The organism is Parajatrophihabitans canadensis (genome assembly GCF_053764775.1).
The window spans coordinates 21,110-36,493 of record NZ_CM132445.1; the positions used below are offsets into that span (position 1 = coordinate 21,110).

Consider the following 15,384-nt stretch of genomic DNA (forward strand, 5'->3'; position numbering starts at 1 on the left):
CAGTCGACCGGCATAGCGGTCGAACTCGCTCATTGGACGCGGTGGTCGAAGGCACGTCAAGTCGTTCGCTTCAATTGCTCACAGAACTGCAGCCATGCGCAGGTCGCTCGCGGAGGATTTCGCGCGCCGCGGCCTGGCGCTAGCTGACGTTCACGACGATGCCGGTCAGATTGGACAGGACGGCGGCGACACCGGCTCGGACGGCCCGGGCAGCGCGGTCCGGCGTGAATGACTTCGGGTTGTAGGTCTCGGGTAGGCCGAGCCCTTCACCCCGAAATGACGCACCCACCCAGTCAGCAGCGGTGACGTTCTGGGTGGGTTCGGCGATCTCGGCTCCGATCACCAGAAACTCGGTCTCGAGGTTGGTTGCCGTCAAGAACGCCAGCGGGTCGACCAGCCCGTCACCAACGCTGATCACAACGTTCGGTTTGCCGGCGATGGCTTGCTGGATGTCCTTCGTGTAACTGTCGGCCGTCGTGGGGGTGATGACCGTGAGCTTTGCCTGCACCGACGCCGCCCAGTCCTCCACCGCCTTTGCGAGCACCGCGGTCTGCGGGGCGCTGGGCGCGGGGACTCCATCCACCAGGAGCGTGACCTGGTAGCTGGGCTTCGGGCCAACGTCGTCCCACGAGCCGGGTGACGGTGCGATGGTTCCCTCCGGCTTCGGCGGGGTTTTGGGATCCCAGAAACCCTGACCGACTTTGCCGGAGCGCCAGTCCGACGGCGCTGGTTCCGCGGACACATCCTTTTCGGAGTGACACCCCGCCACCAGGAAGAGGACGGCGAGGGCAGCCGAGACGAGCGCGGCTGCGCGAGGCGGTCGGCGCATGCGAATCTCCCTGTCTCGGTGATGGTTTGCGGTTGGCCGAGCGGCTCCTTCCTACCGCATTCGCCCACTGCCTCGACTCGGCCCGGGGTCATTCCGGGATCGGTTTGGCGACCGTTCATGGCTGATCCACTAGGCGTTCACCGAGTCGGGACACACTGCGGCGGCCGACCAGCAAGGAGACCGATGCGCCGCACTCTTCGCCGAGCAGCGACTTACGTCGCGCTGGTGCTCGCCACGCTTGCCATGCTGTTCGCCTTCGCCAACCCTGCCGGTGCTCACGGCTTCACGACCGTCGTCTACGTCGACGCGACCTCGCCCGAGCCAAACCAGGTGCGAGTCAAGCTCGGTATGGAATACGACCTGACGGTCGCCTCCGTTGCCACGTACGAGAAGGATGACGCGCTCTTTCGCGAGGGCCAGCCGGCTTGGGACGACGGCGACTATCCAGGCATGGTGAAAGCCCTTCAGGACCACCCGGATTCACTGTTCCGCTACATCACGCAGCGTTTCGGAATCAGCGCTGCGGGCATTGCCTGCTCGCCCTCGCTCGTCCCCGGCTACAAGGTCGCCCTCAACGAAAACCAGGGAGTGCCATATCTCACCACGACCCTGGACTACACCTGCCCGGACAACGCCGACGCCGACGTGCTGCACCAGGGCCACGTGATCCGGAGCGCACTCTTCCCCGACTCCGAGCAGTTCATCAAAGGGGCAAAGACCATCGTGGCCTTCAACCTTGACGGTAGGTCGGGCAGCGTGGCACTCGACTCGTCGCACCCGTCCTTTTCGACCAAGGAATCGTGGTGGCAGCGATCCTGGAGCTTCTACCATCTCGGGTTGTTTCACATCCTGACCGGACCGGACCATCTGTTGTTCCTGACCGCCCTGATCATCGGGTCGCGGAGAGTGCGCGAGGTCGTGCTGGGGGCAACGACCTTCACGGTCGCGCACGGCGTGACGCTGATCCTGGCGGCCTTCGGTGTCGTACATGTCTCGCCGAACGTCTCGGAGCCATTGATCGCACTATCGATCGCCGGTGTCGCCGCCTGGTACCTGTGGCGATTGTGGTTCAAGCGATCGCACGCCGGTGACATCGACACATCGAGCACCAGCCATTTCGCACTGGACCGGGCTGGCTGGGGTCGGCTGGCCATCGTGTTCGGCTTCGGACTGGTACACGGCTTGGGCTTCGCCGGCGCGCTCGGCATCGACCACGCGTGGTCGTGGACCTTGCTGGTATCGCTGCTGGTCTTCAGTGTCGGCATCGAGACGGTGCAGCTTGGCTTGATCGTGCTGATCTTTCCGGCGCTCACGGTGTTGCGCCACCGCAAGCCGATCGCGGCGCTGTGGGTTACGGGCGTTATCGCAGCCGCGGTGTCGTTGATCGGCCTGGTGTGGTTCGTCCAGCGCGTCGTCTCCGGTCCCGGTCCTGTCTAGATTCTGAGTGCAGTCGGTGGATTCGCTTAGCAAAATTGGTTACGACGTCTCCGCTGAGTCTGTACGAATTCACCGGGGATTCATAGTTGCCAACCATTCTTCGAGGGCTATCCCGCTTCCTAGCGAAACTCGAAAAGGACGGTTCAACCCATGGAGTTTTCGAAGATCCCGGCGCGGTATCGCGGGCGCCGCGGTATCGCGGTCGGCGCGATCGCCGCAACCGTGTTGGCTGGTGGTGTAGTCACGGCTGCAGCATCAGCCAGTCCTGACGGCACCGCCGCTCCCATCGACGTTCTTCTCACCGTCGGCGCCACCCAGTCGGACAAGGTGGTGTCCTGGTACTACCAGAGCCCAAAGGCGCAGCTGCTTCAGCTCGAGCAGCTGCCGTCCTCGCACGACAGTTTCGACGCGAGCAAGGCGAAGACGATCGTCGCCAAGACCGCGCTCAACACTGTCGCCGACACACCAGTCAGCTTGACCAACAACAGCGGTGCAACCGTCACTCCGAGCGCACAGAGCGGCTACTCGAACGCGCACGTCGACCTGCACGGCCTGAAGGCGAACACCTACTACAGCTACAAGGTCGGCTCGGACGACACGGCGTGGTCGGGCCCGTACACCTTCTACACGGGCAGCAAGAACGACGACTTCAAATTTCTTTTCTTCGGTGACCCGCAGATCGGTTCTTCCGGCCACACCGACAACGACAGCGCGGGCTGGGCGCAGACGCTCAGCTACGCGACCAAGAAGGACGGGGACGCGGAGCTTTTCGTCTCCGGCGGTGACCAGGTCGAGCACGCCGACGACGAGTACGAGTGGACGGCCTTCGCCGACCCGACCAACGCCACGTCAGCCACTGACCTGACGCCGGCCGGTACGAATGTCGCCCTCAAGGAGAACACCTGGGCGCCCACCATCGGTAACCACGAAGGTGAAGCCGGTGGCGGCGGCCGTGCCTACTCCCAGCACTTCTTCCCACCGAACATCGACGACAACCAGGACTTCTACGCCGCCGATGGCGCATCGCCGTCGCCTGCGGGTGCTGCATCGTCGGTACCCGGCACCGAAAACCCCAGCACCTACCCAGGCGGTGACTACTGGTACATCTACAAAGATGTCCTGTTCATCGACCTGAACTCGAACGCCTACTCCGGTGACTCGGACCCGGCGCACGTCGCCTACGTCAGCAACGTCATCAACACCTACGGCAAGTTCGCCAAGTGGAAGGTGCTGGTCTACCACCACTCCATCTACTCACCGGCGGCGCACGCCAACGACGTGGACAACGCCCAACGCCGTGTCGACTTCACGACGGCGTTCTCCGACCTGGGCGTGAACCTGGTCCTGCAGGGTCACGACCACAGCTACTCGCGCAGCTACCAGATCCTCAATGGCCAGAAGGCCGTCGCGGACGAGCAGCCCGGCGACTCGTCCGTCGTCCAAGGCCCCGGCGGCGTCATCTACGTAACGGCCAACTCAGCCTCGGGCTCGAAGTACTACGACCTGACGGCACCGACGGGTGCGAACGGCTACGGCGCCGATCCGAACTTCTCCTCGAAGAACACTGCAAACCTGGCTCGCCACTGGGCGAATTCGGTCGAGAGCCAGCTCTACGTACCGTCCTACGTCAAAATCCAGGTCACCGACCACAAGTTGACCGTGACCGACCTGGCCACTGGCACGCCGCACGACGTCACCAACTCCGCAGTCCATAACCAAACCGGCACCACGAGGCAGGCCATTGCTGATCTGGGTGACCAGAGCAAGACCGGGCCGGCTGCGACTGCGGCGCAGGTGCCCGGCGGCGTGATCGACCACTTCAACCTGTCGGAATACAACCCACCGACACGGGTGTCGATCTCCGGCCCGGACTGGCACGACACGTTGACGGCCAAGCTAAGCGGCGGCGATGTGCCGGAGGCGGCCACCGTCAGCTATGTCTGGAAGGCCAACGGCGTTCCGTTCGGCGGCCACACCTCGACCCAGACGGTGAGCCGGTCCCAGAAGGGCAAGCACATCTCGGTTGAGGCGACCGTGACCTACGGCAGCTACAAGCCAGTCAAGCTCAAGTCCTGACTGCACTGGGCTGATCGACTGAACTGAGCTGATCGACTGCACACAGCGGATCGACGAATAGGAAAGCGGCAAAACGCTCGGCTGGGCTTCTACCCAGCCGAGCGTCTTGCTCGTGTCATCGCCCCTCCAGCATCCCTAGGTCTCGCAGGCTCAAGGCCGTCTCCAGGATCGTGGTTTCGGCGGCTCGTGGTTGCCAGCCGAGCTCCTGCTTGGCACGGTCGTTGTGGATGACCAGACTGGGCAGCTCGTCGCCCGGCGCCTCTTCGGTCGGCACCCGCGCTGCAAAAGCGCCGAGCCGGTCGCGCAGGACCTGGGCCACCTGCAGATAGGTGATCGTTGGCCCATCGGCAAGAGCTAAAAACCGCTTGCCCGCCGCGTCGGGCGCGACCATTGCCTTGATGTGCAGATCAGCGACGTCGCGGACGTCCGCGATGCCGAAACGTTGGCGCGGCACGACGGTCATCGTCCCGTCCAGCATCCCCTTGATCAACTGCAACGAGGATCGCGCCTGGGTGGTCAACGTCGGCCCCAAGATGAACGTGGGGTTGACCACCACCAGTTCGGTACCGGCGCCCTGTTCCCGCATGAAGTCCCAGGCGGCGCGCTCAGCAAGAGCTTTCGAGCGCGGGTAGGCAGGCAGTCCTGGTGTGTCCGGGTCGGTCCAGTCGGCCTCGGTGTAGTCGCGAATCGGCTTTGGCGTGTAGCCGACCGCAGCGAACGACGAGGTCAGCACGACACGCCGTGCGCCGGCGTCACGAGCGGCCCGCAACACGCGGAGCGTGCCGTCACGCGCCGGCACGATCAGCTCGTCCGGATCCGTCGACTGGATCATCGGCGAGGCAACGTGATGGAACTCCTCGCAGCCCGCGGCAGCTGCATTCCAGCCGTCGTCGGCAGTCAAGTCGGCGACGACGACCTCGAGGCGGTTGTCATCGGCGCCACCGCGACGCACCGCCGAACGGATCTCGGCCTCCCGATCAAGGGAGCGAACAGGCGCCCGCACCCTGCGACCGTCGCGCAGCAGCGCAGCGATCAATTCGGTGCCAACATAGCCGGACCCTCCGGTAACCAACACCGGGCTCATCGCGACAAAACCTTTTCCAGGCGGGGAATGATGTCATGCACCCGCAGCTGCGCCTCGACCTCCGCGTCGGCGTCCCCGCGGTCGCGGGCATCCCACAAGGCGGCCTTGGCGCGCAGATAGTCGAGGTGGGTGCCAAGCGTCTCGATCTCAGCCTCGATCCGCTCGGCGTGCCGCGACAACAGATCACGCTGCCCACCGGCCGCCTCACGCCCACGCCCACGGTTGGCCTGGTAGGTGCGCATGTCCTCGATCCCGACGCCCATGGCGCGCAGGCATGCCAACGCCTGCAAGGTGTCGAGGTCCTTCTCTCCGTACCGGCGGTGTCGGCTGCTCGGGTCGCGCTCGATCGGGCCGATCAGCCCAACCTCCTCGTAGTAGCGCAGCGTTGGCTCACTCAGCCCGCTGCGTCGGGAGGCGTCTTGGATCGTGAAAGCTGTCATACGAACAGCAAAGCAAACCTCAAGCGCTTGAAGTCAAGTCCTCGACCATTGCCAGGCGCACGAGCCCTTCACTTTTCTACGAAAGTGGAGGACGGTAGAGCGTGGTTCGGTCCGGACACTCGTCATTGAGCGTCCGGGCCGATTTGGTTTCAACAGGTCTGCTGTGAACCCTGGTTTCGGTTCGTCCGGGGACTTATGTCCTCCAATCGACCGACAGCGCAATCACCCGGTACACCGGTCGATCGGCTGACGGAGCCCCGCGCTGTCTTCAGCGAGAGTTGATGCATCACATCAACCAAGGAGCTGAAATGTCGAACACCGGACTTACCGAACGCAGCCAGGACGCCGTTCAACGCAGCGGCTACAACGAGACCGTCATCGCCGCGGGCATCTTCTTTCCCCGCGGCCACACCGCCGGCGCGTTTGCCGGTGGCCTGGTCGGCGGCAGTATTGGAGACGCCGTCGGCGGAATAGCAGGTGGTGTAGGAGCGATGGGCGGGGCACTGGCCGGGCGTCGCGTTGCCGATGCGACCTCGGGGCTACCTCAACGCACAGTCATTGCCGTGACCGAGAAGTCCGTGTTCGGCTTCGACAGCGCCCGTGTCGGAAACGTCCGCCAGCCGACCACAATGCTCTTCCACATCGATCGCCATGACCTTGTCACCCGAATCCACCAGCGCGTCAACGTGCGAGTTCTCGAGCTGCACGACCAGGCGTTGAACACGACGATCGAAATCGAAGGCTCGCGGATACCGGTTCTACATGCAGGCGAGGTCATCTCGGCCCTCAAGGCGTAACTCGCGAGCGGGGCGTAACTCGCGAGCTGCTACGTCCCAGGGGACACCTGGGTGACGGATGCCTTCGTCAGGCTTCGGCACGAAGACGCTAGGAGTTCCCGCCCTGATCGGCCTTGCTTGATCCTGCCTCAAGGGAATCTCCGGCAGGCAGTTCGTTGTGGCCGCCGAACTGCTGTCGCATCGCAGACAGGATCTGATTGGCGAAGTGGTCCTCGTCCCGAGAAGCGAACCGTTCGAACAGCGAGGCTGCGAGGACGGGAACCGGCACACCGATATCGATCGCGGCCTTGACCGTCCAACGTCCTTCGCCCGAGTCCGACACCCGTCCGGCCAGCCCGTCCAGAGTCGGATTGGCTTGCAATGCAGCCGCCGTCAGGTCGAGTAGCCATGAAGAGATGACCGAACCACGACGCCACAGCTCGGCGACCTTGGCGGTGTCGACATCGAACTGGTAATACTGCGGATCCTCCAGGGGAGCGACCTCGGCGGAGTGTTCCATCGATCGGATACCCGCGTCGGCGTTTTCCAAGATGTTGAGGCCCTCGGCGAACGCGGCCATGATGCCGTACTCGATGCCGTTGTGGACCATCTTGACGAAGTGACCTGCGCCGGAGGGACCGCAGTGCAGATAACCCTGTTCTTCAGGTGCTGAGTCACCAGATCGACCCGGGGTTCGCTCGACGTCACCGCGGCCCGGCGCGATCGTCTTCAACAGTGGTTCGATCGTCGCGAACGCCGTGTCGTCGCCACCGACCATCAGGCAGTAACCACGTTCGAGCCCGAAGACGCCTCCGCTGGTTCCGACGTCGACGTAGTGGATGCCCTTCTCTCGAAGTTTCGCCGCCCGACGAACATCGTCACGGTAGTTGGAGTTGCCACCATCGATGATGATGTCGCCCTCATCGAGCAGCGCGGCGAGCTTCTCGACGGTTTCGCCAGTGATTCCAGCGGGAATCATCACCCAAGCCACCCGGGGGCGGACCAGCTTGGCAACGAATTCCTCAAGGGTGGGGGCGCCCGTGGCGCCTTCGCCCTCGAGCCGACTGATCGAGTCGGCGCTGACGTCATAGACGACGCACTCGTGGCCGTCGGTCATCAAGCGACGGACGATATTCGCGCCCATCCGTCCCAGACCGATCATTCCTAGCTGCATCGGTACTCCCTCCACCAGGCCGTGGCCGGCCACCAAAGGACAGCCGAACAGCCATCACGAGCAGGATATGGCCTGAAGATCGCTCGCTGGAAGTGGACCCGGAAAATCCCCGGAAAGTGGGGCAAGAAGTAGCTCGATGTTCGCCAGATGTCCGCATTGTCTTCGGCATTGTCGTCGTCGGTGTCTTCGGCTGACCGCCGCTAGCCGAAGCCGTTGAGATGATCGACAGCTCGGAACAGATCGCCCTGATCGAAGAAATTGACCGCAACATAGTTGGGGATCTGGCGTCGTTGTGCCCGGCACTTGTCGAGGTACGGCGTGAGCCCCGCAAAGCTGTGCGACCTGGAAACCGTGCAGTCTAAAGGTGTGCCGTCTAAAGCTGATAGTCCGTCGCGATCAGGCGATCGAGGACGTCACCCAGGGACGCATTCGTGTTGAATCGTCCCGATTGGACGGCGGTCACCAGCTGTTGGCGGACGGCGGCACCGGCCGTCGAGCCGCCGCGGTGGCCCGGAATCGGTTGCCCGGTAACCGGATCGACCGGGTTGCCGGTCAGGGGGTCTATCGGCACGCCCCCGATCAATTTCATCGGCGTGGCGTCGATGTGTGGACCGGGCACCGCGATGACGGCCGTTGACTGCTGTGAACCTGGCTGCCAACGCCAGCCACCGTTGGAGTCTGAAGCGACCGGCGGCGTCCCATACTGAGGCGGGTAGAAGCCCTGGCGAAGCACCGATCCGTCGAAGGCAACCTGCGGCACCGACTGCAGGACGAGCGTGTTCTCGCGCTGCAAGACCTGGGCTTCGAGCGCGGAGCCGGTGGTCGGCAGCGCAGGGCAAAGTTGTGAAGCCTTCCAGTACGGATGCCTCGTCGCCTCGTTCGGGTTGACGCCGGTCGGAAGGGCTTCAGTCTGCGGCCACACCGATTTCCAATCCGATGGTGGCCCGGATGAGACGTCGCCGTTGTCTTCCAACAATTCCGTCTGCACGAGTAGGGCCGTCCCGTGGATGAGCGCGAGCGGCAGGCCACCCGAGGCACCGTTGGGTCCGAGAGCGGCGATGGCAGCCGCTTTCTGGGTGGCGGTATCGGCAAGGGGCGCGAGAATCGCAACGGACATGGTTGAGCTCGCTGACAGCAGGACGGCGGCGCCGAAACGCATCTGGTCAGCAGTCTCTCCGGCGGGCACGGCATGCGACTTCCGCAGCGCCTGGAGCTGTGCTTTCAGAGCCAGCCCGGTCAGGGATGCGAGGTCGCGGCCGGAGAGGAAGCACAGCTCACCCGCTACGGGATCCAGCACCGGCACGACCCCGTCGGGCGTCACCTTCGGCGAGGGGAGCGCGGCCCAAGTGGCTTCGGCCAGGTCCAGATCGCGCGCTCCGTCGGCGGTACCGAGCAGCGCGGAAAGAAAGATCGATTCGATACCCGCGATCGAGTTTCGCTGCTTGGCGACGCCGCAACAACTGTGCAGTAACTGCGCGCTGGCCCCGGTCACGGTGGCGGCCAGTTGGCCGAGCACAGAGGCGATCGCCGTGCCACGCCACTTCGCGGCAAGCTCCGGCGCGAGAGTTGACGGCGGGCTGGTCGACTTGCCGACACCGGCTTGGGGGCTGCGTGATTGATCAAGATCCATCAGACCACGCAGACCATTCGCAACGGTCACACCTCGGGCCAGCGCCGGTCGCAGGGTCAATTCACCACCGGCATTGGTCATTCTCGTCACTGATGTCATCGGATTCGTCATCGGAGCAAGCACCTCGAAGAGTGGATTGGTCGGTATCGCTCAGTACCCGTAGCGCTGGTGCAAGGTACGCAGGACTGTCGCGACGGAGTCATGGGGACTGAAGCCCTGAACACGCAGGGTCTGGACGAGTTGAGCCGATGTCACGGCCCCGGCATGACGAGGTTCGGCCGTTTGCAGCTGCGCAACCAGGCCGCCCCACGCATCGCCGCTACCGATCACGGCCGGCCGCGTGGACTGCTCGACCTGGCGCAATGCCGATTCGACCGTGCCGAGGGTTACGCCGCCGGACAGCATGACGCCGGTCTCGTCGATGACGGGTAGTTGAGCCAACTGGATGCCGGTGAAGTCGTTGGCCAACTCGGTCGTGCTGGTCAGGGCTTCTACCCCGGGCCCGATCGGTAGGGCCGCACCGAGCAGGACGGGCGAGGGACCCCAGAACGGAATGTTGAACTCTGAGGACACGCCGTCGTCGTCCACGGGACACTTCTCCGGGCTTGCCTTGACGCAGGAACCTGCCGGGGGGTTGGACGTGGAGCCGCCCGTCGAGCCAGCGGGCGCTGGTCCGGTCGATCCGTCCTTGCCGACCACCTGCTGCTCGCCGTCTTTCACAATCGGCACATCGCCATGTACGACGACGCTGTCTCCGCTCGCCACGCCCTGGGCGGCGGCATGCTGCGTGTCGTTGTGAGAGCCGAAGATCGAATCGAAGAAGCCGACAACGCCGCCGATGATGCCCCCGACCACGGTGCCGACAGGCCCCAGCAGCGAGCCGATGCCCGCGCCGACGGCGACGCCTGATGCCGTTTCTTCGATGGTGCCCGCCACCTGCTTCGCGTCCTGCGGGCTCAGTCCGAGTTCAGTCCCGGCAGCCGCCAGCCCGTCGAAGACGTAGCCCTCGATCGTGTGGATGAATCCGCCGATCGAGGAGTGACCGGCAGCGTCCCAGCCTTGCGAGACTTGGGACGTGCCGGGAAGACCGAAGCCGCCGGTGCCGGCGTTGAAGACCGGCGTGGTGCCGAATCCGCCGCCACCCATGCCGGGCATGCCGAGCCCAGACACCAGCCATTGGTTCTGGAGCATCGCATCGGTCGAATCACCAAGTCGCGAACTCGACAACATTGCCGACATGCTGATGCCTTCGAGGCCGTCGAATCCGCCGTTGAGGTCAACGAAGTCGTTCAAGGAACCGAGCATGTTGTTCGCGGCATCAGGGCTGGTCGCGCCGATCTGGGCGAGGATGCCCACGACGGCAGAGCTATAGGCAGCCTGTGCCTCGTCCGGCAACATCTTCCCAGCGTTGGTGACGTACTTGTAGCCGCCATCGCCAATCGAAGCGAAGTGCAGCTCTCTCAAGCCGAGCCAGGCCTCGTCAGGGCTCACTACGGCCAGCAGCGACGGCGACAGGTAGATGTCGCCGGCCGAGGTCGAGGCGATCGTTATTGAGGCGGCGGATTTGCGCAGGAGTGGGGTGGCCATCGTCGGACCCTTCGTTGGGACTTTCCCATCGGGGATTTCACGAGCGGATGGTCTTTAGAGGGCCTGTGCGTGCGCCTTGATACTGCTGAGCGAAAAAAATCAGGATCGCCGGATTACTGGTTGACGGTGTAGCCACCGTTGACGGGGTAGGTCTGGCCAGTGATCCAGGACGACAACGGGCTCGCGAGGAACGTGACAAGGCCCGAGATGTCGTCCGGGCGTCCTCGGCGCCGGATGATGTAGGGACGGACCTGCCTCTTGATCCGCTCCATCGCCTCAACGCTCAACTCATCGTCAGCCACCTGAGGATCGGCCGTATCGATCGTGCCGAGCGCCACGCAGTTCACGGTGACACTGTGGCGCCCGACCTCCCGTGCGATCGCCCGGCTGAAGCCAGCCGCGCCGGCTTTGGACGCCGCGTAGGCGCTCATGTTCGGCTCACCCCAGCGGGCGGCGTCGGAGATGATGGTGATGATTCGTCCGTGCTGGCGCTCGATCATCCCCGGAAGGACAGCCCGGGTGCACTTCATCACGCCGAAGAGGTTGACGCCGAAGTAGCGATCCCAGTCGGCGGGCTGGCTCTCGGCGAACGGTCCGAAGTTGAAACCTTCGGGGCCGGCGTTACCGGCGTTGTTGACGAGGATGTCGACATTGCCGAGCTGAGCTACCCGGGCCGAGAGGCTATCGAAGTCGGTCACATCGAACGGCGTAGCCACCGCTTGCCCACCGGCAGCCTGGATCTCCGCGACGACGGCATCCGCTCGGTCCGGAACGAAGTCATTGACGGCCACGTTCGCGCCGGCGCTCGCCAGCGCGCTGGCAATGGCCCGCCCGACACCTTGTCCAGCACCCGTGACGAGCGCGGTACGACCTTCGAGATCAATCGTGAACGACACCTTGGTGGTCCTTCGGTCGGAGGATTCGCCAGATCGCGTAGCGGTACGTCACGCTAGCGGAGATCGTGTAATTCGGCGAAGGCGCTCGGCGACCGCAGGCCGCCCGGTAGCCTGGCACGACCATGGATCTTCTTGCGATTTGGCTCGGAAAGCTCACCTTGATCGCCCTGCGCGTCGTGGGCCGTCGCGGCACGGCGCTACCGGGCCTGGTCGTCGAGAAGGTGTTCCCGCGATTTCTGCCGCGGCGCCTGTCGGGCCTCAGCCATGGTGTCGTGGTGGTCACCGGGACCAACGGCAAGACGACCACGACGAAGATGCTGGCCGCGATTCTCAGCGAACGCTATCGGGTTTTGACCAATGACACGGGCGGCAACTTCATCCGGGGCACCATCACGTCGGTCGTCCAGCAGTCGTCTTGGCTGGGTCGAACCGACGCCGAAGTCGCAGTCTTCGAGTTGGACGAGGCGCACGCGGTCTTGTTCTGCAAGGTCTACCCGCCGGAACGGCTGTTGCTGCTGAACGTGATGCGCGATCAGCTCGATCGTTTCGGTGAGATCGATACGACCGCTCAGCTGCTCGGCAAGGTCGCGGCGGCCACCACCGGTCACGTGGTGATGAACCGGGACGATCCGCGGCTGGTGTCACTTGCCTCCGGCGTGTCGGCACAGGTCAGCTACTTCGGTGTGGCTCCCCGGCTAAGGGAGTTCTTTCCCACGGACGAGGAGATCTACGGCGGCAAGATCAGCCTGTCCGATCTGCCGGCCTCGGCTGAGCTCATCGATCTCGAGCTGGGGGTGGCGACCGAACTGACACTGCGGATGGCCGGGGTCACCGAAGAGATCACCCTGCGCGCTGAGGGTGCGCACAACGGGCAGAACGCGGCCGGGGCTGCCGCGCTGGCCCTGACCTTCGATCTCGGGCCGGCCGTGATCGCCGCCGGCCTGAGGGCCGTCGAGCCGGCTTTCGGGCGCGGACAGTCCTTCGACATCGAAGGCCGCCGGGTCGTGCTGCAGTTGGTGAAGAACCCCGCAGGGTTTAGGCAATCGCTGAGAACAATCGATGGCCTGCGACCGTCCGCCACCGTGATCGCTATCAACGATGATTACGCCGACGGCAGGGACATGTCCTGGCTGTGGGATGTCGAGTTCGGTGCCGCGTTCGGTGCAACGAGCGCTTTTCCGAAGCTGATACTCGACCCGGATTCGGCTGAGAAACCCCTTGTGGAACAAGGCAAAGCCGGATGGCTGGTCACGTCGGGTACGCGTGCCGCCGATATGGCCCTGCGACTGCAGTACGACGAGGTGGTCACCGATCTGGTGGAGCCTGACCTGGCCGAGGCGGTGCGCCAGGCCACGTTCCACGTGAAACCCTCCGAGACCGTGACGATCTTCTCCACCTATACGGCCATGTGGGAGCTGCACCGGCAGCTGGAAAGGATCGCTGCGGATTCCAGCGCCAAAAGTCCCACTAATCTGGAAGCACCATGACGACCCTCAACCTTGTTCATCTCTATCCGCGAGAGATGAACATCTACGGCGACACCGGCAATGTGCTCGTGCTTCGAAAGCGGCTGCGCTGGCGCGGCATCGAGGCGAACGTCGTACCCATCAATCCCGGTGACCCGCTTCCCAGCGACGCCGACATCGTGCTGGGGGGTGGCGGTCAGGACGCCGCCCAAGGCGATATCGGTGCCGACTTCGTCGGCCGGGCGACAACGCTACGAGCGATGGCCGACGACGGTGTCGTGATGCTCACGATCTGCGGGACCTATCAGATGCTCGGCCATGAATTCCTGACCAAAGAAGGCCGGCACATCGGCGGTGCGAGCGTCCTCGATGTCATCACGCGAGGGTCGGATCGGCGATTGATCGGCAACAACCACGTGGACACGCCGTGGGGCCGGATGGTCGGTTTCGAGAATCACAGCGGCCTCACCGAGCTCGGCAGCGATGCTCGGCCACTCGGAACGGCCACCGTGGGGCGCGGAAACAACGGCACTGACCTCACCGAGGGTGCCGTGCGCGACAACGTGTTCGGCACGTATCTGCATGGGCCAGTGTTGGCAAAGAGTCCGAAGTTCGCCGACGAGCTTCTGCGCCGGGCGATCACCCGGCGGGGCTGGTCCACTGAGCTCGAGCCGCTGGACGATTCGCTGGCACTGACTGCCGCGCGCGTGGCAGTCGGTCGGCCCCGATGAGCCGGAGTTCGCTCACTCGTGCGTTGAAGTTCCTGGTGGTTTCCGCGGCCGCGCTGCTGACCGTCGCGGGTTGCTCGTCCGCCAAACACGCCAGCAATGATCCGTCGGCTGCTTCGCCCATCCCATCATCGGCGTCATCATCGGCGTCCGTGCCCGCAGGCCTCGGCGGCGGAGCGGGCGAAGAGGGCAGTACGGCGCCGCGAAGCACGATCATCACCACGCCCAGCCCCCATTTGAGCGCTGGTGACGTCGCTCAGATCGACAAGCCCTGCCCATACGCCGACAACGACTCGATGCGTGATGCTGAGGGCGACCGCACGGTCCGATCGGTGCAGCTGGCGACGAACCCAGTCGGCTGCCGCTATTTCTTCGAATACGACGAAACCGTGATCATCGTCGAAATTCGGGTCCAGCGGTTTGCCACTGCAGTCGATGCGTACAACGCGGTGGCCATCGCCGCGCAGGGTCATCCTGAGGTCGTTGGAGACACCACCATTGGCGACGGGTCGGTCACGATCAAGCTGCCACTGCAAGGGCTGAATACCTGGGCGTGCATCTTCTCCAAAGGAAATCTTGTCGTCACGGCGCATACCCGACAGACCGTCGTAGGCCAGGACGCCCGCAACGTCGCGCGGCTGATAGAGCCGAACATCAAGTAGCCCGACACACCGAACTGGGGCACGTGGAAGTATGGACGGCTGAGCAGTCCCTATCTGACAGGAGCCTCTTCCGTGACAGCAACTCAGACCGCGATTCTGCATACTTCAGCCGGCGACATCAGAATCAACCTCTTCGGCAACCATGCGCCGAAGACGGTCAAGAACTTCGTCGAGCTGGCGACCGGCGCCAAGGAATGGACCGACCCGACGACTCGGGCCAAGACGACCGCCAATCTGTACGACGGCACGATCTTTCACCGCGTGATCCCAAACTTCATGATTCAGGGCGGCGACCCCCTCGGCCGCGGTATCGGTGGTCCCGGCTACGAGTTCGCCGACGAGTTTCACCCCGAACTTTCCTTCGACCGGCCGTATCTGCTGGCCATGGCGAACGCCGGCCCGAACACCAACGGCAGCCAGTTCTTCATCACCACGGCACCAACGACCTGGCTGAACTTCAAGCACTCGATCTTCGGTGAGGTTGCCGATGAAGAGAGCCGGGCAGTCGTCGACGCGATCGGCAGCACCCGGACGGGCGCGGCCGACAAGCCAGTCGAGGACATCACGATCAACTCCGTCACGATCGAGGAGAACTAACG

At 64.1% G+C, this 15,384-nt stretch carries 14 protein-coding genes; 7 read left to right on the plus strand and 7 right to left on the minus strand.

Annotated features, from left to right (window positions below; genetic code table 11):
• Positions 1 to 139: 139 nt before the first annotated feature.
• Complete coding sequence (locus ACSMXN_RS00095; protein ID WP_022915153.1) at positions 140 to 829, minus strand: hypothetical protein; 690 nt, start codon at positions 827 to 829, stop codon at positions 140 to 142.
• A gap of 183 nt (positions 830 to 1,012) precedes the next feature.
• Between ACSMXN_RS00095 and ACSMXN_RS00100 the strand changes: the two genes are divergently transcribed.
• Both ACSMXN_RS00100 and ACSMXN_RS00105 read left to right on the plus strand, forming a co-directional pair.
• Entirely contained in the window at positions 1,013 to 2,266 is a 1,254-nt protein-coding gene (locus ACSMXN_RS00100) for a HupE/UreJ family protein (RefSeq protein WP_022915154.1), read from the plus strand.
• A 150-nt stretch (positions 2,267 to 2,416) separates the two neighbouring features.
• Positions 2,417 to 4,342 (plus strand): purple acid phosphatase family protein, encoded by a 1,926-nt coding sequence (locus ACSMXN_RS00105; protein WP_022915155.1) that lies wholly within the window; start codon positions 2,417 to 2,419, stop codon positions 4,340 to 4,342.
• A gap of 115 nt (positions 4,343 to 4,457) precedes the next feature.
• Here the strand turns inward: ACSMXN_RS00105 and ACSMXN_RS00110 are convergent, their stop codons facing one another.
• Together ACSMXN_RS00110 and ACSMXN_RS00115 are read right to left on the minus strand one after the other, a co-directional pair.
• Complete coding sequence (locus ACSMXN_RS00110; RefSeq protein WP_022915156.1) at positions 4,458 to 5,426, minus strand: NAD-dependent epimerase/dehydratase family protein; 969 nt, start codon at positions 5,424 to 5,426, stop codon at positions 4,458 to 4,460.
• Positions 5,423 to 5,866: a MerR family transcriptional regulator gene (locus ACSMXN_RS00115; RefSeq protein WP_022915157.1), complete on the minus strand. Its 444-nt coding sequence runs from the start codon at positions 5,864 to 5,866 to the stop codon at positions 5,423 to 5,425. The genes ACSMXN_RS00110 and ACSMXN_RS00115 overlap by 4 nt, the downstream gene beginning before the upstream one ends.
• A gap of 308 nt (positions 5,867 to 6,174) precedes the next feature.
• On the opposite strand from ACSMXN_RS00115, the gene ACSMXN_RS00120 reads away from it, so the two are divergent.
• Positions 6,175 to 6,663: a hypothetical protein gene (locus ACSMXN_RS00120; protein WP_022915158.1), complete on the plus strand. Its 489-nt coding sequence runs from the start codon at positions 6,175 to 6,177 to the stop codon at positions 6,661 to 6,663.
• An 88-nt stretch (positions 6,664 to 6,751) separates the two neighbouring features.
• Here ACSMXN_RS00120 and gnd read toward each other — a convergent pair whose 3' ends face one another.
• The 4 genes from gnd to ACSMXN_RS00140 form a co-directional block, all read right to left on the minus strand.
• Positions 6,752 to 7,816 carry a phosphogluconate dehydrogenase (NAD(+)-dependent, decarboxylating) gene (gene gnd / locus ACSMXN_RS00125; RefSeq protein ID WP_027139898.1) on the minus strand — a complete coding sequence of 355 codons (1,065 nt, stop codon included), beginning with the start codon at positions 7,814 to 7,816 and terminating at the stop codon, positions 6,752 to 6,754.
• A 373-nt stretch (positions 7,817 to 8,189) separates the two neighbouring features.
• Entirely contained in the window at positions 8,190 to 9,557 is a 1,368-nt protein-coding gene (locus ACSMXN_RS00130; protein ID WP_155958527.1) for a hypothetical protein, read from the minus strand.
• A gap of 39 nt (positions 9,558 to 9,596) precedes the next feature.
• Complete coding sequence (locus tag ACSMXN_RS00135) at positions 9,597 to 11,033, minus strand: hypothetical protein (protein WP_022915162.1); 1,437 nt, start codon at positions 11,031 to 11,033, stop codon at positions 9,597 to 9,599.
• Between the two features lie 113 nt (positions 11,034 to 11,146).
• On the minus strand, positions 11,147 to 11,929 hold the full coding sequence (locus ACSMXN_RS00140) for an SDR family NAD(P)-dependent oxidoreductase (protein WP_022915163.1): 783 nt from the start codon (positions 11,927 to 11,929) through the stop codon (positions 11,147 to 11,149).
• 122 nt (positions 11,930 to 12,051) lie between these two features.
• On the opposite strand from ACSMXN_RS00140, the gene ACSMXN_RS00145 reads away from it, so the two are divergent.
• The 4 genes from ACSMXN_RS00145 (at position 12,052) to ACSMXN_RS00160 (ending at position 15,382) form a co-directional block, all read left to right on the plus strand.
• On the plus strand, positions 12,052 to 13,416 hold the full coding sequence (locus tag ACSMXN_RS00145; protein WP_022915164.1) for a Mur ligase family protein: 1,365 nt from the start codon (positions 12,052 to 12,054) through the stop codon (positions 13,414 to 13,416).
• Positions 13,413 to 14,126: a glutamine amidotransferase gene (locus ACSMXN_RS00150; protein WP_022915165.1), complete on the plus strand. Its 714-nt coding sequence runs from the start codon at positions 13,413 to 13,415 to the stop codon at positions 14,124 to 14,126. The genes ACSMXN_RS00145 and ACSMXN_RS00150 overlap by 4 nt, the downstream gene beginning before the upstream one ends.
• Complete coding sequence (locus ACSMXN_RS00155; protein ID WP_022915166.1) at positions 14,123 to 14,785, plus strand: hypothetical protein; 663 nt, start codon at positions 14,123 to 14,125, stop codon at positions 14,783 to 14,785. The genes ACSMXN_RS00150 and ACSMXN_RS00155 overlap by 4 nt, the downstream gene beginning before the upstream one ends.
• A gap of 72 nt (positions 14,786 to 14,857) precedes the next feature.
• A complete protein-coding gene (locus ACSMXN_RS00160) occupies positions 14,858 to 15,382 on the plus strand; it encodes a peptidylprolyl isomerase (RefSeq protein WP_022915167.1) in 525 nt (174 codons plus the stop codon).
• Positions 15,383 to 15,384 lie beyond the last annotated feature (2 nt).

Coding starts and splice junctions, on each gene's coding strand:
- ACSMXN_RS00095 (WP_022915153.1), bottom strand. CDS start 829: ATGCGCCGACCGCCTCGCGCAGCCGCGCTCGTCTCGGCTGCCCTCGCC.
- ACSMXN_RS00100 (WP_022915154.1), top strand. CDS start 1,013: ATGCGCCGCACTCTTCGCCGAGCAGCGACTTACGTCGCGCTGGTGCTC.
- ACSMXN_RS00105 (WP_022915155.1), top strand. CDS start 2,417: ATGGAGTTTTCGAAGATCCCGGCGCGGTATCGCGGGCGCCGCGGTATC.
- ACSMXN_RS00110 (WP_022915156.1), bottom strand. CDS start 5,426: ATGAGCCCGGTGTTGGTTACCGGAGGGTCCGGCTATGTTGGCACCGAA.
- ACSMXN_RS00115 (WP_022915157.1), bottom strand. CDS start 5,866: ATGACAGCTTTCACGATCCAAGACGCCTCCCGACGCAGCGGGCTGAGT.
- ACSMXN_RS00120 (WP_022915158.1), top strand. CDS start 6,175: ATGTCGAACACCGGACTTACCGAACGCAGCCAGGACGCCGTTCAACGC.
- gnd (WP_027139898.1), bottom strand. CDS start 7,816: ATGCAGCTAGGAATGATCGGTCTGGGACGGATGGGCGCGAATATCGTC.
- ACSMXN_RS00130 (WP_155958527.1), bottom strand. CDS start 9,557: ATGACGAATCCGATGACATCAGTGACGAGAATGACCAATGCCGGTGGT.
- ACSMXN_RS00135 (WP_022915162.1), bottom strand. CDS start 11,033: ATGGCCACCCCACTCCTGCGCAAATCCGCCGCCTCAATAACGATCGCC.
- ACSMXN_RS00145 (WP_022915164.1), top strand. CDS start 12,052: ATGGATCTTCTTGCGATTTGGCTCGGAAAGCTCACCTTGATCGCCCTG.
- ACSMXN_RS00150 (WP_022915165.1), top strand. CDS start 13,413: ATGACGACCCTCAACCTTGTTCATCTCTATCCGCGAGAGATGAACATC.
- ACSMXN_RS00155 (WP_022915166.1), top strand. CDS start 14,123: ATGAGCCGGAGTTCGCTCACTCGTGCGTTGAAGTTCCTGGTGGTTTCC.